The 20,387-nt window shown below is 44.9% G+C and carries 18 protein-coding genes and 1 pseudogene; 13 read left to right on the top strand and 6 right to left on the bottom strand.

The window, feature by feature from the left end; genetic code table 11:
- The first annotated feature begins 142 nt into the window (after positions 1-142).
- From AC3WRW_RS15660 to AC3WRW_RS15650, 3 genes are all read left to right on the top strand, one after another.
- Complete coding sequence (locus AC3WRW_RS15660; RefSeq protein WP_492547233.1) at positions 143-1,207, top strand: rod shape-determining protein; 1,065 nt, start codon at positions 143-145, stop codon at positions 1,205-1,207.
- Positions 1,208-1,221: 14 nt separating this feature from the next.
- Positions 1,222-1,608, top strand: a complete 387-nt coding sequence (locus tag AC3WRW_RS15655; RefSeq protein WP_492547232.1) for a hypothetical protein — start codon at positions 1,222-1,224, stop codon at positions 1,606-1,608.
- A 120-nt stretch (positions 1,609-1,728) separates the two neighbouring features.
- Positions 1,729-1,989 carry a hypothetical protein gene (locus AC3WRW_RS15650; RefSeq protein WP_492547231.1) on the top strand — a complete coding sequence of 87 codons (261 nt, stop codon included), beginning with the start codon at positions 1,729-1,731 and terminating at the stop codon, positions 1,987-1,989.
- A 296-nt stretch (positions 1,990-2,285) separates the two neighbouring features.
- Here the strand turns inward: AC3WRW_RS15650 and AC3WRW_RS15645 are convergent, their stop codons facing one another.
- Both AC3WRW_RS15645 and AC3WRW_RS15640 read right to left on the bottom strand, forming a co-directional pair.
- The gene (locus tag AC3WRW_RS15645; RefSeq protein WP_492547230.1) at positions 2,286-2,975 is read right to left on the bottom strand and encodes an endonuclease domain-containing protein; all 690 of its coding nucleotides are present in this window, start codon (positions 2,973-2,975) and stop codon (positions 2,286-2,288) included.
- 262 nt (positions 2,976-3,237) lie between these two features.
- Positions 3,238-4,092, bottom strand: a complete 855-nt coding sequence (locus AC3WRW_RS15640; protein ID WP_492547229.1) for an alpha/beta hydrolase — start codon at positions 4,090-4,092, stop codon at positions 3,238-3,240.
- Between the two features lie 18 nt (positions 4,093-4,110).
- Between AC3WRW_RS15640 and AC3WRW_RS15635 the strand changes: the two are divergent.
- The 8 genes and pseudogenes from AC3WRW_RS15635 to AC3WRW_RS15600 all read left to right on the top strand — a co-directional run bounded on the left by AC3WRW_RS15635 (position 4,111) and on the right by AC3WRW_RS15600 (position 13,899).
- Positions 4,111-5,022, top strand: a pseudogene (locus AC3WRW_RS15635) (SDR family NAD(P)-dependent oxidoreductase).
- 99 nt (positions 5,023-5,121) lie between these two features.
- Positions 5,122-5,262 (top strand): hypothetical protein, encoded by a 141-nt coding sequence (locus AC3WRW_RS15630; protein WP_492547228.1) that lies wholly within the window; start codon positions 5,122-5,124, stop codon positions 5,260-5,262.
- 155 nt (positions 5,263-5,417) lie between these two features.
- A complete protein-coding gene (locus AC3WRW_RS15625) occupies positions 5,418-7,220 on the top strand; it encodes a cache domain-containing sensor histidine kinase (RefSeq protein WP_492547227.1) in 1,803 nt (600 codons plus the stop codon).
- Positions 7,213-8,826, top strand: a complete 1,614-nt coding sequence (locus AC3WRW_RS15620) for a response regulator transcription factor (protein WP_492547226.1) — start codon at positions 7,213-7,215, stop codon at positions 8,824-8,826. Before AC3WRW_RS15625 ends, AC3WRW_RS15620 begins: the two co-directional genes overlap by 8 nt.
- An 86-nt stretch (positions 8,827-8,912) precedes the next feature.
- Positions 8,913-9,830 carry a carbohydrate ABC transporter permease gene (locus tag AC3WRW_RS15615; protein ID WP_492547225.1) on the top strand — a complete coding sequence of 306 codons (918 nt, stop codon included), beginning with the start codon at positions 8,913-8,915 and terminating at the stop codon, positions 9,828-9,830.
- 4 nt (positions 9,831-9,834) lie between these two features.
- Positions 9,835-10,674, top strand: a complete 840-nt coding sequence (locus AC3WRW_RS15610) for a carbohydrate ABC transporter permease (protein ID WP_492547224.1) — start codon at positions 9,835-9,837, stop codon at positions 10,672-10,674.
- 112 nt (positions 10,675-10,786) lie between these two features.
- Positions 10,787-12,142, top strand: a complete 1,356-nt coding sequence (locus AC3WRW_RS15605; RefSeq protein ID WP_492547223.1) for an ABC transporter substrate-binding protein — start codon at positions 10,787-10,789, stop codon at positions 12,140-12,142.
- 101 nt (positions 12,143-12,243) lie between these two features.
- Positions 12,244-13,899 carry an MGH1-like glycoside hydrolase domain-containing protein gene (locus AC3WRW_RS15600; protein WP_492547222.1) on the top strand — a complete coding sequence of 552 codons (1,656 nt, stop codon included), beginning with the start codon at positions 12,244-12,246 and terminating at the stop codon, positions 13,897-13,899.
- Between the two features lie 21 nt (positions 13,900-13,920).
- Here the strand turns inward: AC3WRW_RS15600 and AC3WRW_RS15595 are convergent, their stop codons facing one another.
- From AC3WRW_RS15595 to AC3WRW_RS15585, 3 genes are read right to left on the bottom strand one after another with little or no spacing between them, the layout of a single operon-like run.
- Positions 13,921-15,039 (bottom strand): Ger(x)C family spore germination protein, encoded by a 1,119-nt coding sequence (locus AC3WRW_RS15595; RefSeq protein WP_492547221.1) that lies wholly within the window; start codon positions 15,037-15,039, stop codon positions 13,921-13,923.
- Positions 15,029-16,141: a GerAB/ArcD/ProY family transporter gene (locus tag AC3WRW_RS15590; RefSeq protein WP_492547220.1), complete on the bottom strand. Its 1,113-nt coding sequence runs from the start codon at positions 16,139-16,141 to the stop codon at positions 15,029-15,031. Before AC3WRW_RS15590 ends, AC3WRW_RS15595 begins: the two co-directional genes overlap by 11 nt.
- A complete protein-coding gene (locus AC3WRW_RS15585) occupies positions 16,138-17,622 on the bottom strand; it encodes a spore germination protein (RefSeq protein WP_492547219.1) in 1,485 nt (494 codons plus the stop codon). Before AC3WRW_RS15585 ends, AC3WRW_RS15590 begins: the two co-directional genes overlap by 4 nt.
- 140 nt (positions 17,623-17,762) lie before the next feature.
- On the opposite strand from AC3WRW_RS15585, the gene AC3WRW_RS15580 reads away from it, so the two are divergent.
- Both AC3WRW_RS15580 and AC3WRW_RS15575 read left to right on the top strand, forming a co-directional pair.
- Positions 17,763-18,584 carry a transporter substrate-binding domain-containing protein gene (locus AC3WRW_RS15580; protein ID WP_492547218.1) on the top strand — a complete coding sequence of 274 codons (822 nt, stop codon included), beginning with the start codon at positions 17,763-17,765 and terminating at the stop codon, positions 18,582-18,584.
- Positions 18,585-19,132: 548 nt separating this feature from the next.
- Positions 19,133-19,762, top strand: a complete 630-nt coding sequence (locus AC3WRW_RS15575) for a 2OG-Fe(II) oxygenase (RefSeq protein WP_492547217.1) — start codon at positions 19,133-19,135, stop codon at positions 19,760-19,762.
- A gap of 23 nt (positions 19,763-19,785) precedes the next feature.
- On the opposite strand, the gene AC3WRW_RS15570 is transcribed toward AC3WRW_RS15575, so the two are convergent.
- Positions 19,786-20,387 (bottom strand): ArsR/SmtB family transcription factor (locus AC3WRW_RS15570; protein ID WP_492547216.1); only part of this gene is annotated, 602 nt, incomplete at its 5' end.

The following is a 20,387-nucleotide window of genomic DNA, read 5'->3' as shown; positions in this document are numbered from 1 at the left end:
TCGATTAAACGGTTTTTTTGAGTTTACCCCCGCAGAACGGCCTTGCCATGCGAACAAGTATACAGATGCAGTTAGTCATAATCATTTTAAATAAACACGCTACTAGGGGCATCGTCTAATAAACAGCGAGAAGGAGCGAGTCATGTTAAAGAGATTGGAAGAACTGTTCGGTGTGGACTTGGGCACCTGCAATACGCTGATCTATCAGCAAAAAAAAGGTATCGTGCTGCAAGAGCCATCTGTTGTCGCCATTCAAACGGATACAGGGGAAATCAAAGCTATCGGTCAAGAAGCCTATGATATGATTGGGAGAACGCCTGCAAATGTGGAGGTCATCTATCCGTTAAAGGATGGAGTTATTGCTAATTTTGATATGACCTTAGCGATGCTTAAATATTTTATTGGCAAAATAAAAAAAGGCTACAATTTTTTCCGCAGCTTTCATGTATTGATTTCGGTTCCATGCGGGATCACGAATGTGCAGAAGCGGGCTGTGGAGGAAATGATCGTACATAAAGGAGCAAGGCGGTCAACTACGGTGGAAGAACCTTTAGCGGCAGCAATGGGCGCCGGTCTTCCTGTGGCAGAGCCGATAGGCAGCATGGTGCTTGATATCGGTGGCGGAACGAGTCAAGTCGCTATTATTTCGCTTGGCGGCATTGTTGTCTGCGAAGCCATCCGGCGTGGCGGCATGTCGATCGATCAAGACATTATTGACTATGTGAAACGTACATACAATATGGTTATTGGCGAAAGAACGGCAGAGGATATTAAGAAGACTGTGGCAACTGTCGTGAAGCCTGTGAAGGAAATCACGATGAACATTCGGGGTCGTGATCTGATGGAAGGATTGCCGCGAAGCCTTTCCATTTCTTCCGCAGAAATCTATGAAATATTAGATGATTTTATGATTTCGATTGTGGAGTGCATTCGACTGGCGATGGAGAAATGTCCTCCGGAGCTGGCCGGCGATGTCATGGAGCAGGGAATTTTGCTATGCGGTGGAGGCTCCTTGCTCGATGGGCTGGACAAGCGTCTTCAACAAGAATTAGGCGTTCCTGTGTTTTTAGCTGAACAACCGATGGCATGTATTGCTCAAGGGACAGGGAAAATGCTAAACTTCAATGGGGCGATAATTGAGCGATCTGCCAAATGGATGACAGAGTCTACCAAAATAACGACAGAGAATCAAGAAAGCGTCCAATAAAGGAGGCTTTTCCATTGAAGTTTAGAGCTGTATCCGAGCAAACGAAAATGAACTATATGCTTTGGAGTATCAAAAAGGAAATCATCAAAGAAACTGCGTATTTGAATGCACTCCCGTATGATCCAACGCCGATCATGGAGATCGTCAAGCATCATATCGATGCGTGGGACCCTGTCAAGCTGCTGGCGCTAGGCTGTCCGGATGACGAATACGAAGGCGAGACGCGAACGCTAACGATTTATTTGACGAAACACCTGCAGCAGGATCTGGAGATACAGGCATTTAGCAACAAGATCGATCAGCTGTTTCGTTCATCTTTCGGTGATGAGTATACGGATGAGGCTGGCTCGATGCAGGTTGCAGGCGAAATCCTACGGGTTCTTCGAACGTTGGTTCAGTGATTAAGCAAGATAGACACCTTGATTGGTGTCTTTTTTGTATAGTGCGAGACCTGACATGGTTGCAATCACCTGTGTTTTATAAGAGAATAGATCGAAGGTGAAGAGAAATGGGGTGTCATTGTGAGCGAAATGCTTAACAAATACTGTGCTAAATTATTCGGTAAAACCGGATTTATCGTTGAAATTGGGGTCGTTAAAAAAGTAACGAACCGAACCGTCCACGTCGACTGGGGAAGCAAAACATGGATTTACCTCAACAAAGATTTCAAATGGATACCGCTTGATAAGGAAGAATTTGAAAAGAAGTATAAGAAGCCCAAATTCTCTGAAGCAGCACTAAACCGTGCAGCGGAATTAGGATTGAAAATAACGTATAACTAAAGAGTTGGGAACGAAAATGACTTGATTTCCTGGGGGGAATATCAAGTCATTTTTTTATTTTTAGGGGGGCGGCCTGATTGTTGGAGTGCATATGGTGGCTGAGAGGTGCAAAAAGGCCGTCTCCGTAGGGAATACGGAGAGAATGTGCAGTGAGAGGTCCGAAAAGGCCGTCTCAGCTGAAATTATCACGCGAAAATGCGCTTCCGCCGCTCGAGAAAGCCTAAAAGGCCGTCTCCGTAGGTAACACGGAGAGACTGTACACTGAGACGTCCCACAAGGCCGTTTCCCAATGCAATCTATTGGTTATTTTTTTCCCAGATTGCATATGCGCTCTCATGCAGAGTGTAACTTCGAATGCATCTTTTACCACTTCCGGCGGGTTTAAGCAGTGATTTTGCGACCATCGCTTTCAACGTTTGGCGAGCTTTACGTGAACCGAAATGAAGAGACGTGCTTACATCACTAGGTTTTACAGGTCTTCCAATTGTAAGTGCTAATCGAATAACCTCCTTCTCCATGTAACTCAGCCTAACATGAGGCTCTACATCGCGGCCAAGAAAGCGTCCCATGAATTGCTGCATAATTTGTTCACACATGCGCGGGCGGTCTTTGACATCGTCATAAGAGAAACGGAGAATTTTCCAGCCATCGATGATGAGATGGTTTTGGCGAATCCATTGGTCGGAGAACTGTCTCCGGCTGATCTTGGACGCATGAGTGCCGTATCCGTCAATTTCGATGGCAAGCTTTAGCGATGGCTTCAAAAAAGCAAAGTCAAGAAAACGTGTCCCGTCACGGAAGTCTTTAACCTCATATTCAGGGTGCAAATCTGTGAAGCCGCCGAAGGCAGGCCACCAAACCTGTTCAAGAAATAAACGCTCGGCATGACCATGACCCTCTTTGAGTCTTCTATATCGCTCTCCTTTCCTTTGCTCAAGATGGTGTGTAAGAAAATTCTCTAGTACAATGCTTAGTTGCTCATTCACGTTGGTATCCTCCAATTGAATAAAATAAGCCGCTTCCCTAGATTCAGCAGACTATGCTGGATCTAGAAAAGCGGCGTGTGCTTCACAGCCGAATGAAACTTGTAAATTACTTCCATCATAACACAAGGAGTTTAACTCGAATAGCAGGAGCTTAACGAGTGTTTCAAGTTTTCATAAATTAGAATGAAAACAACTTGCAAAAGGTTAACTTGAGAGAAGTTATCGGACAAGGTGGAAATGGCTCATTGGTAGAACTTACTCTTTACAGCTTTTCCCCCCGCACAGACCTCATCCACTCGGCTACAATAGCAAAGGCTTCGTTTGACTTTACGATTCTATCGTGGTTGTGACCGGCTAGGACGCGCACCTGGGCGGAGCTATGTTTGCTATACAGCGGCTCATAGGCGTGGGCATCGAAGACTTCATCTTCTTCGCCGACAAATACGAACGTAGACGGGTTCAAGCGCTGTAAATATTTCTCGAATTCATTGTCCACCATGCGCGACTTGGCCAGGCGGTAGCTTAGGTTGCACGATTCAGTGCCGTGAAGCTTCTCCGGAGGCGTGAGTCGCCGATATACGACGGTATCGTTAAACCACTGGATGCCAAGCGCGTTAAGGCCCATCAATAACGCATATTTGGGAATGCTGACTGTGGATTCATTGTTGTTGCCGTCTTTGCGGTTAAGCGGAGAATTAGGACTAAGCGCGGGAGAAATGAGCAAATAAGCGTGAACATCCGCATGAATCGGGCGAATCGTTTGCCGTAGTGCCGTTGCGCCTCCTGCGGAATGTCCGCCGAACAGAATGGCTGCATCAGGGTGACGGGATTGGACGAAACGGAATAAGTCCTCCAAGTCATCGTCGAGCTGCCCGACATAATCGATGTCGCCTCGGCGAAGGGGAGAGTCTCCGTAACCGCGCAAATCCGGTAAATAGACCGTAGCCAGGTTTTGCTCGGAAATATACTTTCCAAATTCGCGAAGGTAGAGGCTTGGTTCCGTTATCCCATGCAAAAAAATGAGCACGGTATCAGAGGGACCTTCAAAGTATCGGAAAGGCAGCTTCGCCCCGTCCCGGGCTGTAAATGTTTGAAAGTCGGTTGGATAGGTTGTCATAAATGAGCAGCACTCCAAATGAATGATTTGATTTTCAAAGAAATTAATTCCATACCGCTAGTCCAACTTCCTTCTCACACCAATCTTTCTTCCGGTTCGGTTCATATGTTTCCAAGGAGTGTGTGTGGTAAAATGATGAAAATGGAAAATGAGGTGTTTGATATGCGAAAAGTAGCAGCAATAACCGGCGGAGGCCAAGGCATTGGTCGTGCCGTTGCGATTGCTTTTGCCCAAGAGGGATACGGCATTTCAATTGCGGATATTCACGAAGACGCCGGTTTGGAGACGATTAAGCTTTTGCGTCCTTATACGGAGGATGCCCTGTTCACGAAGGTCGATGTGTCCATGGAAGAGGAGGTGCGGGAATGGATACGCAGGACGGATACCGAACTAGGCGGAGTTGATGTCATCGTGAATAATGCAGGAATTGCCCATAACATGGATGTCCTGGATCTCACGAGCGAACAGTTCCAAAGAGTCATCGCCGTTAATTTAGGCGGGGCCTTTCTCTGCTCGCAAGCAGCGGCGCGCTTAATGAAGGAGAAGGGTAGAGGAGGAGCAATTATCAATATCTCGTCTACACGCGCATACATGTCGGAACCCAATACATAGGCTTATTCTGCTTCCAAAGGTGGAATCTCCGCACTAACGCATGCGATGGCTATTAGCCTCGGCGGCTATGGAATTCGTGTGAATGCGATTTCTCCAGGCTGGATTGAGGTTAGAGATTGGCATTATTCGCAACAAGGGGAAAGCTTGGCGCACTCCGATACAGATAGAAACCAACATCCGGTCGGACGAGTAGGCAGACCTGCTGACATTGCTGCGGCTTGTCTTTATTTAGCCAGCGATAAGGCGGGTTTCATTACAGGTCAAAATCTGACGATCGATGGCGGGATGACCGTTAAAATGATTTACGCAGAGGATTAAACGACATGTACCCAACCATTCGTGGTGTATCGTCTGCTGTATGGATAAGTATGCGGAGAAAGGTAATCCTAATCGTAACAACGGTAAGGGGTTGGCAGCATGCAAAATGACGAAATTAGCGAGTTGGACACGCAAGATGATGCTGTGCAAAAGACGGAATCGGAGTTTGAGCTTGACTATGATTTGATACGTGCTTACGCAAACCAACTGAACGGGCAGTTTGAAGCGAGCGATGAATGACCAAAGCAGCCTAAGTACGAATGCCGCAAACGATGCGGCATTTTTTTATTGCGGAGGCAGCTATAAATAATTTTACTAGTTGACAAAATACGGCTTCAGAGCGTTATATGAATGTAATTAAGCTAGCTATGATTTCCAGTCAGAGGGGGCTTTGCATGTTCTACTCGCTCAAGAACCGGTTGATCGTGTTTTTCGTCGTCTTGCTGTTCGTCTCATTCGGGACGATGTCCTATCTTTTTTTCACGGAGTCTCGTTCTATCATTCGCTCCTATATCGAATCTTCGGCATACGAAAAGATGGACGAGTACGGGTCATTTGTCAATATGGCGCTGATGCAAATTTACGATGTTTCCTCGATTGTCTTTAACAACTCCATGACGAAAAACTGGGATAGCACCTTGTCAGATCCTGCTTCGCCGGAAGGCGAGAAAATGTTGGCGAATATTAATTTGAGCCAATTTTTGACGCAGACCACGAATAATTACTCGATTGTGTCGTCGGTCACCGTGTATCGGCAGGAGGGAATGTGGATTTCCACGGATAATCAGATCGTGAACGATTCTTCCTTCAAGAATGAACAGTGGTACGAACAATTTAAAACAAAAAGCGTTCAGTGGGTGTCCGCACATCAAGATGCCTTAGAAGTCAGGCGGTTGAGGCCTTTTGACGTTCTCAGTTTATTGCTGCCGATCGGGACTTTCGAGCCGTCCCAGTCTAAAAATATGCTGAAAATTAACGTCAGATCGGAATTTTTCCTGGAGCCTTTAAATCGCATTCATCTAGGCGAAAAAGGTACGATTTTCCTCGTGGACGGGAGTGGAGAATCGGTGCTGGGACAGCGGGAGTATGCTTCGCATCCCGAAGCTGCCGAGCAAATGGAAACAATCCGCAATAGCCATCTGCAGAACGGTGTCATTTATTTGGAAAATGAGAATGGCGCTAAAGATATTTTGGTGTACAAAAAGCTGAAATATAACAACTGGTTGTTGGTTGGCATTGTGCCTGAGCTGGATCTGTACGGCAAGCTGTACAAGCTGCGTACAAGCATGCTGATCTTCGGTTCCTTGCTGTTGATAGGCGCTATAGCTGCTGCCATTTGGCTTTCGCACGGTATTTCGAAACCGCTCTCACGGCTGGCCTCCGGGATGCGTTATGTGCAGATGGGCGATTTCGCCGGGGCGGAGAACCGGATACCTGCCGTGGAAAAGGTACACAATGAGGTCAGTTATGTCACAACGACGTTCCGGAACATGGTGAGTCAGCTAAGGTATCATATCAAAACGGAGTTTGAATTGAAGCTGTTGAGGCAGCAGGCGGAATATAAAGCTTTATTGATGCAGATCAATCCGCATTTTTTATTTAATACGTTAGAACTGTTAAGCAGTTTGGCGATGCAGCAGCGCACGCAGGATACAGTTAAAGTCATAGAATCCCTAGGCAAAATGATGCGGTTCTCTTTAAAAATAAGCAATGATTTGATTCCGCTGGGAGAAGAGCTGAAATATGTCCGCCATTATACGTCCATCCTGCAAATCCGTTTCGCAGACAGACTTCAACTCTCGTTGGAGGAAGAAGAGAAATTGCATCATTGCATGATTCCTAAATTTATTTTACAGCCTTTGATTGAAAATGCGGTGAAATACAGCTTCAAGGAACAAGCGGAGGCGAAAGTGATCATCCGGGTACGAAGAGAAGCGATGAGGTTAATTCTCACCGTTGCCGATAACGGCTCCGGGATTACGAAGGAATTATCGCAGGAGCTGCGCGCCGAATCGCTGACTTCTCATTTCGAGCATATTTTGAAAACGAGGTCGGAGCAGATCGGTTTGCGCAATGTTCTGGCGAGGTGCCAGCTTTATTACGGGAATTTGTTCGAATTTGAAATCGCTTCGGGAGAATTGGAAGGGGCAAGCATCTCGCTAGTATTGCCAATACAAGGGGGAACAATGGATGTATAACGTGCTTATTGTCGATGACGAACCTGAAATTCGGCTTGGTTTAAAGCTCAAGGTCGATTGGGAGCGTTTGGGCTTGTCCCTTGCGGGTGAGGCGGGGAATGGGGCGGAAGCCATGGATTGGCTGGCACAGCACCCGGTGGATATTGTCATTACGGATATGAACATGCCTGTCATGAATGGCATTTCCTTTTTGGAAGCATGTAATGAGCTTTATCCGACTTTGCGTTTGATAGTTATTACGGGGTATGAGGATTTTCAATATGCCAAAGCGGCGATCCGCAATCAGGCAAAGGACTATTTGTTGAAGCCGGTTACACAAGACGAAATGGTCGAAGCGCTGAGCAAAATCGTGCAAGAATTGGATGAGCTGCGAACGGAACGCGATCAACACGCGATGATGCAGTGGCGGCTCTCCCAATATTACAAGGAAATCAAAGAGCATTTCATCGTTCGTCTTGTCAAAGAAGAAGTGGAACGGGAGTCCATGATGCGCGAAAGAGCAAAATGGTTTCAGCTCGATACATGGGAAAATCGCAAGGTGCGCTTCATCACCGCAGGGTCTATGGAGCGTTTGCAAGGCGAGAGTCATAGTGATCGTTCGCCTGACAAAATGAGGCTTCCCTTCGAGATGTTCTGCAGAGAAGCCGCAGAGGCGACGAACGGTTTGTTCCATGTATTTCGCGATGCGAATTATTTGGGGTTAATGCATTTCGTTACCGTCGCCGAGGAACTGGAGCTGGAAGCATTTGCGCAAAACCTTCGCCTGGCCGTAACCCACCATTTGGGATTCGAGCCGGCGATCGTCAAGGGTCAGCCGGTCATTGGCCTCAGACAGTGGAAGGATGGCTATTTGTCCGCACTCTTGGCTTGGAATTTAACGGGCAACCAAGCTTCCAAAGCGATTCAGCAGCAATCGGTGATGGAAGCCGATCTCTCGGAAGAGACCGTGAAAGTGCTGCAGCGATATGTTTCACGCGGGGATCTGGCTTCTTTCGAGCAAGCGGTTTCCAAAGAGCTGAATACGGCATTCGCCGCTTCTCCAGCCCGGTTTGTGAAACTTATTTTTCAGCTTTACCTGATGCTGGATGCGATGGCCTTTACGGCCGGCATTGCTCTGGAAAGCGAAGAGCAGCTGTGGATTCGTCCCGAGCAAGTATGGGGATTCGATACAGCAGCCAAAGCGCAGCATTTCCTGAATAAACTGGCGGGTAAAATCATTCTCGGCCCGGAAAAGGATCGGTTCGACGCCGAACATTCGATGATTCAGGCTGCGGAGCAATTCATTCAAGATAATTATATGTACGATCTTAATTTAACGATGTTAGCCGAACGTTTTAATTATAATTCTTCTTATTTTTCCGAGATGTTTAAAGCAAAAGCAGGCAAGACATTCATTCAATACATCACGGATGTGAGAATGGCGAAAGCTGTGCATCTGCTGGATGAAACGATGCTTAGTCTGTGGGATATCGCGGAATTGACAGGCTTCTCCAATGCGAGTTATTTTAGTTCTAAATTCAAACGCATGTATGGCCTATCGCCATCCGATTACCGGCTTCGTCTCAAAGTACCTGAAAAAATTAATACTCAAGTGCCAAAAAAATAGCATTCAAAGGAGCGCCGTTAATCCTTATGATGATCCTATTGGTGATGCAAAATCACTCGAAACGATCATGAAGGAGGAGGGCGCTCATGTCATCTCTACGTAAAACCGCCCTTTCGCGGCAAAATCGCACCGCCTATTTATTTTTACTGCCCTGGTTAGTCGGTTTTTTCTGTCTAACGCTAGGGCCAATGCTGGGATCGTTGTATTTATCATTCACGAAATTTAATTTGTTGAATTCCCCCCGATGGCTAGGACTGGACAACTATGTGCAAATTTTTAAGGAAGATGAGTCCTTCTTGCACTCCATGGGGCTAACGTTCCAATATGCCTTATTGTCCGTGCCTTTGCGGCTGATCTTCGCCTTACTGGTGGCATTGGCGCTGAATAAGGGAATCCGGGCGCTCGGCGTCTACCGGACCGTTTATTACATCCCTTCCTTGTTAGGGGGAAGCGTTGCGATTGCGATCGTTTGGCGCAAAATATTCGACGGCGACGGATTGTTCAACCAATTCTTAAGTTGGTTTGGCATTGAAGGGCCCGCTTGGGTGGCGCACCCGGATACGATTTTGTACACGATTATCACATTGTCGGTTTGGCAGTTCGGATCTGCGATGGTCATCTTTCTGGCCGGATTGAAGCAGGTGCCTGCCGATCTGTATGAAGCTTCACAGGTGGACGGGGCAGGAAAGGTCAGACAGTTTTTTCAAATTACGCTGCCGCTTTTGTCGCCTGTTATATTCTTCAACTTGGTGATGAGCATCATTAACTCGTTCCAAGTGTTTACTCCCGGCTATGTGATCGGGGACGGACGCGGAGGACCGGTTAACTCGACCTTGTTTTATACGTTGTACTTGTACCTGAAAGGGTTCTCTTTCTTCGATATGGGCTATGCCTCAGCGCTTGCCTGGATCATGCTAGTTGTGATTGGCGTATTGACGGCCTTAGTGTTCCTGACTTCGAAGTATTGGGTATTTTATGGCGACGGCAAGGATGAAAGGGGATGATCCAATGACTGTAGAGAGGAACTTTACGAAACTGCTGAAGCATTTATTGATTATCGCCTTTGGCTTGCTGATGCTGTATCCCGTCTTATGGCTGCTCAGCTCATCTTTTAAACCGAATCAACTGATTTTCTCCGATACGAGTCTTTGGCCGTCAAAGATCACGTTCGAGAATTATGCAAACGGATGGAAAGGGCTTCAGGGCACCACGTTCGGGCGATTTTTCCTGAATTCCGCGCAAATTTCGGTGCTTTCCGTCCTGGGAAACATCATAACGTGCTCTTTCGCTGCGTATGCCTTTGCCCGGCTCGATTTTAAATTCAAAAAGCTGTGGTTCAGCCTTATGCTGGTGACCATCATGCTGCCTTACCATGTTACTTTGGTTCCTCAGTACATCATTTATAATAAATTTGAGTGGATTAACACGTATTTACCGCTCATCGTACCTAAATGGCTGGCGCATGATTCCTTCTTCATTCTGCTCATGGTGCAGTTCATTCGGGGAATTCCGAAGGAATTGGATGAAAGTGCAACCATCGACGGCTGCGGACAGGCTCAGATTTATTTTCGCATCATTATGCCGCTGCTCGTACCTGCGTTAATTACAACCGCTATCTTCACGTTCATATGGACATGGGACGACTTTTTCTCGCAAATGATTTATTTGAACAACATCAAATTGTTTACGGTGCAGCTCGGTATCCGATCCTTATTCGATCCTTCCGGGGAGTCGGATTGGGGCGCTCTGCTGGCGATGTCCGTGCTTTCACTTGTACCGATCATGACGATTTTCTTGTCTTTCCAGAAATATTTTCTGGATGGCATTGCAACGACGGGTTTGAAATAACCCGAAAAAATGAGGAGTCAACACCCGAAAAAATGACATTCTAAGTATTTTGAAAATGCTTTACGATCATGTTGTTGGCAATCATCACACTATAAGCAGGGGGAAAATACCTATGAAAAAACGTTTGGTCATGACAACGATGGCAATGTTGATGGCGGTTACAACAGCTTGTTCCACAGGTACGGGGACAGGCAGCAGTGGAAGCACCAACGCACCTAGCACACCTGGCGCGACTACGGCAAGTTCAGCAACCCCGGCAGCGAAGGCGGAACCGGTTGAACTAAGACTGATGTGGTGGGGCGACCAAAAGCGGGCGGATCGCACGAATGAAGCGCTTCGCAAGTTCGAAGAGAAAAATCCGAATATTAAAATCGTCGGCGAGTTCGCGCCAAGCTCCGGTTATTTCGATAAGCTCAACACGCAGCTGGCCTCCGGTACAGCGCCTGATGCGTTCTTCCTGGGCGGCAACGTTGTGGATTATGCCAATAAAAACGTTCTCCTGGAGATGGACCCTTATGTGGGCAAAGAGCTTAACCTAAGCGATATGGATAAATCGATGATCCAATACGGCACATTCAAAGGCAAGCTGCTTCATGTCTCTGCCGGCGCCAATGCACGCGGGATCGTGGTGAATACGGAGCTGTTCAAAAAAGCCGGAATCGCCGTTCCGAAGGATGGCTGGACTTGGGAGGATTACGGAAGAATCTCCAAAGAAATTTCCGATAAGCTGGGCAAGGATTATTTTGGCACGTACAATTTCACCGTCGACGGCATGGATATTTACTTGAAGCAGCGTGGCAAAATGCTCTATGACATGGATAACGCGAAGCTTGGATTTGAGCAGAAGGATGCCGAGGAATGGTTCGGGTTATGGGATACGATGTCCAAAGCCGGCGGCGTTGTCACACCGGCCCTGCAGGTATCGAACCCACCGTCAGATACGAGCAAATCCCTCGTTGTTACCGGTAAAGTCGCGATGAGCTTGCTGGCTTCCAATCAGCTTGGCGCTCACCAGAACTTGATCCAAGATAAGCTGGAGCTGGTGCAGCTGCCTCGCGGACCGAAAGGAACCGGTGTCGTATTTGAATCCAGCCAAGGGCTGTCCGGCTATGCGAAAACGAAGCATCCAAAGGAAGTAGCCATGCTGATGAACTACTGGATTAACGATCCGGATGCAGCTAAGATTTTGGGCAATGACCGTGGCGTTCCGGTGACATCCAAAATGCGCGATCTACTGAAAAAGGATGCGAATCCGGTTGATCAAGTGATCTATGATTACACCAGCCGTGTATCGGAAGCGACGAATAAAGAGCCGTTTGCGATCAGTTATAACCCTCCGGGCTTCACGGAGTATACGAAATTGATTGAAACGACCGTGCAGGAAATCGGTTTTGGCAAGAAAGATGTGAAGAAAGGCGTGGCTGATTTCTACACCGGCGCCGTGAAAATTTTCAACAATAACAAATAAGGAAAACCGCTTAGCCGGGAGAAGAGACTGCCACTGGCAGTCTTTTTCTCATCAGCCGGGTCGCATCGCGGAGAATCCAATCAAAGAAAAGAGGCCTTCCTATGAGTCATGAACTGCTGGAGAAACTGAGAGCTATTCGAATAGAGGAGAGGATCGGCGAACTAAAAAAAGCGTCCGATGGTCCGGTTCTCGCAGAATGGATGGATCATGGCGTGAAATTCGCAGCTTCATCCGATAAAATTGAGCGGGTTTACTACGAAGCGCTCCGTAAACTGCTGGATTGTGTAGTGCCAACCGGCGGCGACAAACCCATTTTGCAGGAAGGCGGCATCTATTTAGGCTGTTGGCTGGAAAGCACGGGAACGATCAATGCGGAGCTGCTTTCACGTTTTATTCCGACGGTATCACAAGCGACGTATGAGCAATTTGCCGATTATCAGCGCGAGGACGGGTTAATGCCCTATAAATTGACCGCAGCCGGCCCATCGTACAGGCAAATTCAATTGGTGACCCCACTTGCGCGGAGCGTCTGGAATCATTATCAACTGAATGGGCGGGATAAAGCCTTTTTACGCAAATTGTATGCGGCAATGGCGCGCTATGACGCATGGCTGCAAACGTACCGCAATACCCGTGGTTCGAATGCGGTTGAAGCGTTCTGCACGTTTGATACCGGGCATGACTTGTCTCCGCGTTTCTGGCATGTGCCCGATACGCCGCATAGGAACGATGCGAGAACTTATAATCCGGACTCTCCGATTCTGCCATTCATTGCGCCGGATCTGACGGCAAATGTGTACTGCCAGAGGCTGTATTTAGCTAAGATAGCGGAGGAGCTAGGGGAGAGCGGCCAGCCATGGCTCGACAAAGCGGAAATTAGCTTGAACAGCTTATTCCAATACTGCTTCGACGAGGCGGATCAATTTTTCTATGACCGGGATAAAAATGATGAGCTGGTTCGCGTGCAGTCGGATGTCCTTCTGCGCGTGTTAGCTTGTGAAGTTGGCGATCAAGCTTTCTTTGACCAAGCGCTGAACAAGTATTTGCTCAATACGCGCAAATTCTTTGCGAAGTATCCGTTCACCTCGCTGGCGATGGATGATCCGAGATTCGATCCTTCTTCCAGCTATAACAGCTGGGCGGGTCCGTCTAACTTTCTCAGCTTAATCCGCTCTCCGCATGCTTTTGAACATCATGGCCGGTTTGTAGAATTAACCTATGTGCTTTATCCGATTATGGCGGCATTTCATCAAATGACACGCTTCGCTCAAACGTTAAGCCCATGGACCGGGGAAGAGGGCTTTACGCAGACTTACTCGCCGGCGATCTTGTGCATGCTCGATTATGTCGAACGTTTGTGCGGGATTATGCCTAAACCGGATGATGAACTGTGGTTTACAGGCCTTCTGCCTTATCCCGTCGATCACGGAGAGGAAATTGCCGATGCTACGGCTTACAGCCGCATAGTAGACGGGGTTTCATTTGAGCTTATGAATACAATTGAAGAATCCGTCGTTTATCGGGATGGGATAGCCAGCCTTCGGTTTCCGAGCGGGTTAAGAGCTGTAACGGACCGTCAAGGCAAGCTGAAATCGCTCATCGGAATGAGTGTACGCACCGTAGAAGGGACCGTCGCCTATGAAGGGCAAGAGTGGCAAGTAGCTGTCAAAGGCAACGAGCGAATCGATCTATTTGACGGCATAGAGCTGAGAAAAGCGGACACCCATAGAGGCGTTATCGCACCAACCTACCGGTAGTTTCGTGTTTATGGGCAAATGTTATTGCAGCAATCTTCCAAAATCTTTAATTTTCACTTTCGCGTGAATGGTATAGTCAGCATCAGAAAGGATGCTTCGCTGTGGAAGTTTTAACCACTCGGAATAAGGGATGATGTTTCTGACGTATTGCCCGATGCCTAAGGGATCGACTTTGTTTTTTTTCATGATATCAATTAATTCTAAACTTTTCTTTTCGATTAAAGCGCTCATCTTAGATTCGAGTTCTTTCTGATCGGCATCATTTTTCATATTGAGCTCTCCTGAATATTCTAACAAGGAACCTATAATGTTGATGTCGATAGATACCATTAATTTTCCGCCTTGAAGCAAAGTATGGGGTGAGGATAAAATATGTATTTTTCTTTTACTGGATATATAAAGCAGTGCGGCTTGCTCATTTGGGTTTTGGTCAATCTCGCTCAAATCCATATAGATATTGCCTGAACCTAAATTATCGTGAAGCAGGGCGAAGAACATTTTATCTTCCGGTTTTATTTTGGCCACATACTGATCGTTTCTGAATAAGGCAATTCCATCGATAATCAAGCTATCCTTCGTTTCATTGATGATGGCGCATACGGGATCCGTGCCGTCGTCATAATAATCCCTGGCAAAGGAATAGAGGTTTGTGAAGGGAATATCGTTGGTATTCGCTTCCGTACGAATGAGATCGTCAATATACTCGCCTACCGTTTGGCCTTGGGGATAGGTTCTTGACAATAATTTGTTGGCGCTCTCTTCGACAACAAGGACATGAAGGCGATTTCCGACAGAGGGATCCCGAACAAGGGCATCGATGTGTTTCCAGATGCCTTTTTTTGCGAATTTATCGCCGAATAACACTTGCCGTACTTGGCCATTCACAATCTTCCGATTGTTTTGGCGGTCGAATATCATTCTTGCCTCTCTGGAGGTTTTGGCATTGGTTGAGTAAATAAGGGCTTCCTTTTCATTCGATTTTGGAATGCTAATCGTGAGTTTGATTAAATCGTCATCGTCTTTATTGCTGCCAACATCGTAGGCAATAGATCTGACGAATCCCGTTTTCTCAATAATTTTTTCATCCGAGCAGCCGAGAAGACATACAAAAAGAAGGAGGAGCCCCCTTTTATATTTCATTTTTCGCATTCCTTCCCTTCCATTTTTGAAATTCCAAGACAAGGATTAATAGAACGGGCATCGCAAACGCTATGCCTATTTCAATATGAAAAGCAATGCTGAGCAGCTCTTGAGATTTTCTTAATATTTGTGGAATAAAACCGATAAGCAGCACGATGATGGAGATAACCATTTCGATCGATTTCGGCTTGGCGCGAGGGAATAGTTGCTTTAGGGACATGAGCGCAGCGAAACAAAACATAACCGTTGAGATCAGGTTCACATAGAGAAAAAAAGGGAAGATCATACTTTCTATCCGGTTAATAAAAGGAAGTTCAATATAACTGAACATATTCATGAGCGGATATAGGAGTGCTTGCAATTGCTGAAAACTATAGAAGCCGGATGAAATCCAAATGATGATGAGTTGAATGATCGTTGCGAGCCAATGGCCGGCGAATACCCCTTTAAACAACTTGCTATCTTTATTCGTAAAAGGAAAGAAAAACAAGCATATTTCGTAACCAGCGAAAACCTTAAACACTTCCACCCAACTGTGAAAGGAAGGCGGATTGGTTGTTCCCTGAAAAAACGAGGTTGTAAAACGAATCATTTTCCATTCGTCAAAATAAAAAAAGATCAATCCGACAATCCAAATGGTTAAAAAGAAGAATAACGTACTAGCCTTGCTAATGTTGTACAAGTTCTTGCTAAGTAAGCAATAAACCATGATGCAATACACGAAAAAAATGATCATTGGGTTCATGGATTGAAAATACAGCAATTGAAAAATAAAAATGAAGTTCTTCCCAATGAAGGAAGCGAGCCCGATCCAGACGAGGGCAATTAACACATAGAAGGGGTACAGCAGCATCTTAGGAAGAGAGCTCTCCAAGATTTGAAAAGCGGACCTTCCATTTCCCACCTTATAAACGATCCAGTAAAGAAAAATGTTGAATGTGGCTGCACAAGACAAAATAAGAAGGCCTACCCAGCCATTTGTCCCCAAGTTTTCGGCGACGACACGGGGGAGATCGAAAATCGTGATATCGATTTCAGTCATGCAGATTAGAAGTGCAATATGGAAAGCATTTAATTTTTCTTTCACAGAAACCACCGTCATTTTCGCATTTTATTTCGGATCATATTTTTAGTTTTTGAAATGCTGGGACGTTTTGTCAACGACCAGAACGGTCCTCGAATGAAAGTATCCAAGATATCACTCATATTAAAAGGAGCAACAGGAGTTAAATAGGAAGTACCCATATTTGTAATTCCGGCAAGATGGATAACCATAAATCCGATGCCAATGACGAGTCCTAAATTCCCCAATAATCCCGCTAAGATGATGAATCCAAAACGAATGAGTCGAATGGATGCGCTCATAATATAGCTTGGCACAACAAATGAGGCGATGGCGGAAGTAGCCACGGTAATGACGAGGATATTACTTGTAAAACCGGCTTGAACCGCTGCTTGTCCAATTACGATACCGCCAACGATGCCAATCGTTTGCCCGATTTTCGTGGGCAGCCTGGCGCCCGCTTCCCGCAGCAATTCGATTGTCGTTTCCATAATCAATGCTTCTAGTAATGGAGGAAACGGCACTTTGCTTCTCGACTCCGTTAAGTTATAGAGCATCGTATGAGGAATCATTTCATAGTGAAAGGTCGTAGCCGAAACATAGAAAGAAGTTAAACCAAGCGTGAGAACAAATCCAGCAATGCGAAGAAGTCTGATCGCTGTCCCTAAGAGCCATCGGCTATAGTAATCATCAGGTGAAGAAAAGAAATCAAAAAAAGAGGTCGGACAGCAAAAAGCGGAAGGGCTGCCATCGACAAATCCTACAATGCGGCCCCCAACGATTTTGGATACGATGGCATCGGGGCGTTCTGTGGTCATGAATTGCGGGAAAATCGAGTTTGGATTTTCTTCGATCAGTTGAACCAACATATTTCCTTCTAAAACCATATCAATTTCAATATTTTGAATTCGATTTACGAGCATGTGAACGAGTTCTTGATTGGCAATGCCCTCCATATACGCGATAATGACATCGGACTTGGTCACTTCGCCCACTTGAAGCTTCATTGTTTTTAAATTGGCACTTTTGATTTTTTTTCGAAGTAAGCCAAGATTTTGGGAAATGTCTTCGACAAAACCATCATGGGGTCCAATGATCACGGATTCAGTCTCCGACTGTTCAATGGTACGACCGATTGATTCAGAAATATCAACCAAATAAGTATGTTGATTGAAGAAGATAGCTGCATGGCCGTCTAAGATCCCCTTGATGCATGTTTTGCTATCATGAACGGGTTGGTAGGGGGCATCTTGCAATATTTCGGCTGCTGCTTCTTCGGTTATATGAGTAAATGGATGGATAATAGCTCGGAAAAGTTCCGTATTTCCAACTATTGTGGGAAGGTACACAACATCGACATGGCTTTTCGGAAAAGTTTGATGCATGAAATCCATACAATCCTTAAACGATGCGATGGCATGCTCCAGCGATGGCAATTCGTGTATGTCTACATGAGTTTCGTTGATTTCGGTCCCTTTTTTGACAGTGAACAGCACAAGTAATTTTTGAAGAATCTTCATATCGCCACCTCGGTGTGTATTTTCTCCATATATCCCCAATATATGCACTGACTAAAGGGAGAAAATCCCTGCTGCAGCTGCATAACCTTCCATCGATTAACAAACAATACCGTTGTTACGAGAAGGAGGGTATACAAGCAATGTGGGTTAGAAATCGGAGCAAATGGAGCGCCGCTATGTTGGCTGTCCTGCTGGTTATGGCTGTCTCAGGATGCGGGAAAAAGGAAACGGTTAAAGTCGGCATCGAGCAAAACTTCCGACCGTTCACGTACATGGAAAACGGAGAGAAAAAAGGCTTCGAGGTCGATTTGTGGCAAGCGGTTGCGAAAAAGGCGGACATTCCGTATGAACTCGTTCCAATGGAACATGGGGAATTGATCAAAAGCGTTAAATCCGGTGGGGTCGATCTGGCGATCGCCGGCATGACGGTCAGCAACGCCCGCAAGAACAACTTCGACTATTCCAGTCCTTATTTTCAAACAGGGTTAGTGATTCTCACCTCGACCGACAACGGAGTCATCAAAGGAAAAGATGATTTAACCCAAAAAGTGGTGGCAACCAAGAACGGCTCGACAGCCTTTAATTACGCCGGTGAAATTCAAGGGGCTAAAGTTCGGAGCTATTCCAACATAGCCGACGTTTTCACTGAGCTCAAAAATAATACCGTGGATGCTGCTATCTTCGATGAGCGCAACGCGCATGATTTTCTGAAAGAAAAAGCGCAAGGACAAGTGAAGATGGTTGGAGAATCATTTAACAAAGAGAGATACGCCGTCGTCGGCAAAAAGCGCAATAAGTACATCGGCAAAGTGAATAAAGGTCTTGAAGCGGTCTCCAAAGATGGAACCTATGAAGCAATGTATACGAAGTGGTTTGGCAGCAAGCCGGATAAGATGCCAGATAAGATTAAAAAAGACATGGAGTACGAAATGCAGCATGAAACGGTAAAGGTCGCTAAATAGCGGCCTTTTTGTTGCGTATTTGGACGCAGAGTTAGGGAACGGTTCTACAACTGTGGCCAGCGGCGGCCAAACTGCATCGCTCGTTGGAAACAAGAGGGCGGTAATCGCGTTAACGTTATCGAGGAGAGCTACGAACTGCTCTTGGACTGGAGCCTTGCTCAAAATGTATTTATTATTCTATTTTCGATAATGACATTAGATAATACCCAAATAAAACCAAAATAGTTATTTAAACTATAATTAAAGCATGATATATTATTTTTGTAGGAATTAATTACATTAATTTACTCAATTTACCTTTTGTATTGGGAAGGGGTGATATGTATGAATTTTGAATTAGTAGAATTTAACCTTACTGAAGAAGAACGTAATAGTGATAGCAAAAACTTTATCATTATCGAAATTGATGCTGAAACAAACGAATAAAATGCAGAAAAATAAAAATGAGGAATGATAATTCTATCATTCCTTATTTATTATGGTTTCATGAGTCCGGTTTATTAGTCCCTACCATATTAGGCTAAAGCAAATTCGGAGGTTTTATAAGAATGAATATTACAAGTGATCAGTTCAAAGAGGTCCAATATTATAAAGATCCTTTCAAACATATTACTGTAGGGGAAGTTTTGGATAAGCTATTATCACTAAGTATTTTAAATTGGTTAAAAGAGACCGACTTATTCAAGCCAGCGAATGGACTGATTAATAGATCGAATTCTTTTTCTATCTTTAAGAATGCTTATCCCAGTGAACTATCAGTGTTGTTCTCACCACAAAATATCCTTTTATTTAAAGAGCAAATCGAAAATATATTCCATACTCCGTTTGAAGATAATTTTTATTTATCTGCAATAAAGTATTGTGAAGATCAGGGAACTAGTATTCATAGTGACTATTACAGTTTAAACCAACGACAAAATACTAATTTTTTTACACATCGATTTTTAATTTATTTGAATGAAAATTGGAAAGAAGAAGACGGGGGGATGTTAGGAATATTTCGTTCAGAAAATCCAAAAGATCTTGTGAAAGTAATACCACCTCTTCATAATACTGCTGTGGGAATGGCATTTGGCAAACAATCTTATCATGCTGTTGGAAAAATTAAGAAAAAAGAAAGATATAGTTTGGTTTTTACTTTGTTGTCGAAAGATAGAATGTATGATGAAGACCGATAAATAAATCTTACGAGTACTAATCTTCATAATTTCTTCAGGTCTGATTCAAATGATGTTTCATTAATTCTAAATGCTACTGTAGTTAAATAAAACACTTCTCCGTTTTCTTCTTGATTTTGAAGGAGCTCTAACAATAAGGAATTGATTTTATTCAACCAAGAAGAAAAACTTTTTTTACTTATTTTGAATTCAACTTCTATTAAATTTAAAGGACATTGTATTGGATCTGACGAGTAAAACTCAAATGACTTCTCTGGTGCAGCTAATGCCTTGAGTTTTGCATGATTGATATCATGTAGTATTGTTTCACGAAAATAGTTATCTCCTTTTGAAACATAAGGAAGAAGTTGTTCACTTGGGAGGAAAGCACGTGCGATAGCGCGATAAAACTTTTGCTCAACGCCTTGTTTATATTCAGTGTGGACAAAGGTTATTAGACTCTGTCTTTCCATCTCTTTGATATGGTAATGAATATTGGAACGTTCCATATTCAGTTTTTTTGCTAATTGTTGACCGGTTCGAGGTTCCTCAATCAAGTAATATAAAAGTTTTAAACGTAACGGGTCACTTAACATTTTTAGTTGCTCAAGATTATCGATAACATAAAAAGGAAGAATATTCATAT

The organism is Paenibacillus sp. FW126-R14, assembly GCF_058789495.1.
The sequence above is the reverse complement of the archived record's forward strand: the minus strand, read 5'-3'. Positions and strand labels throughout refer to the sequence as shown.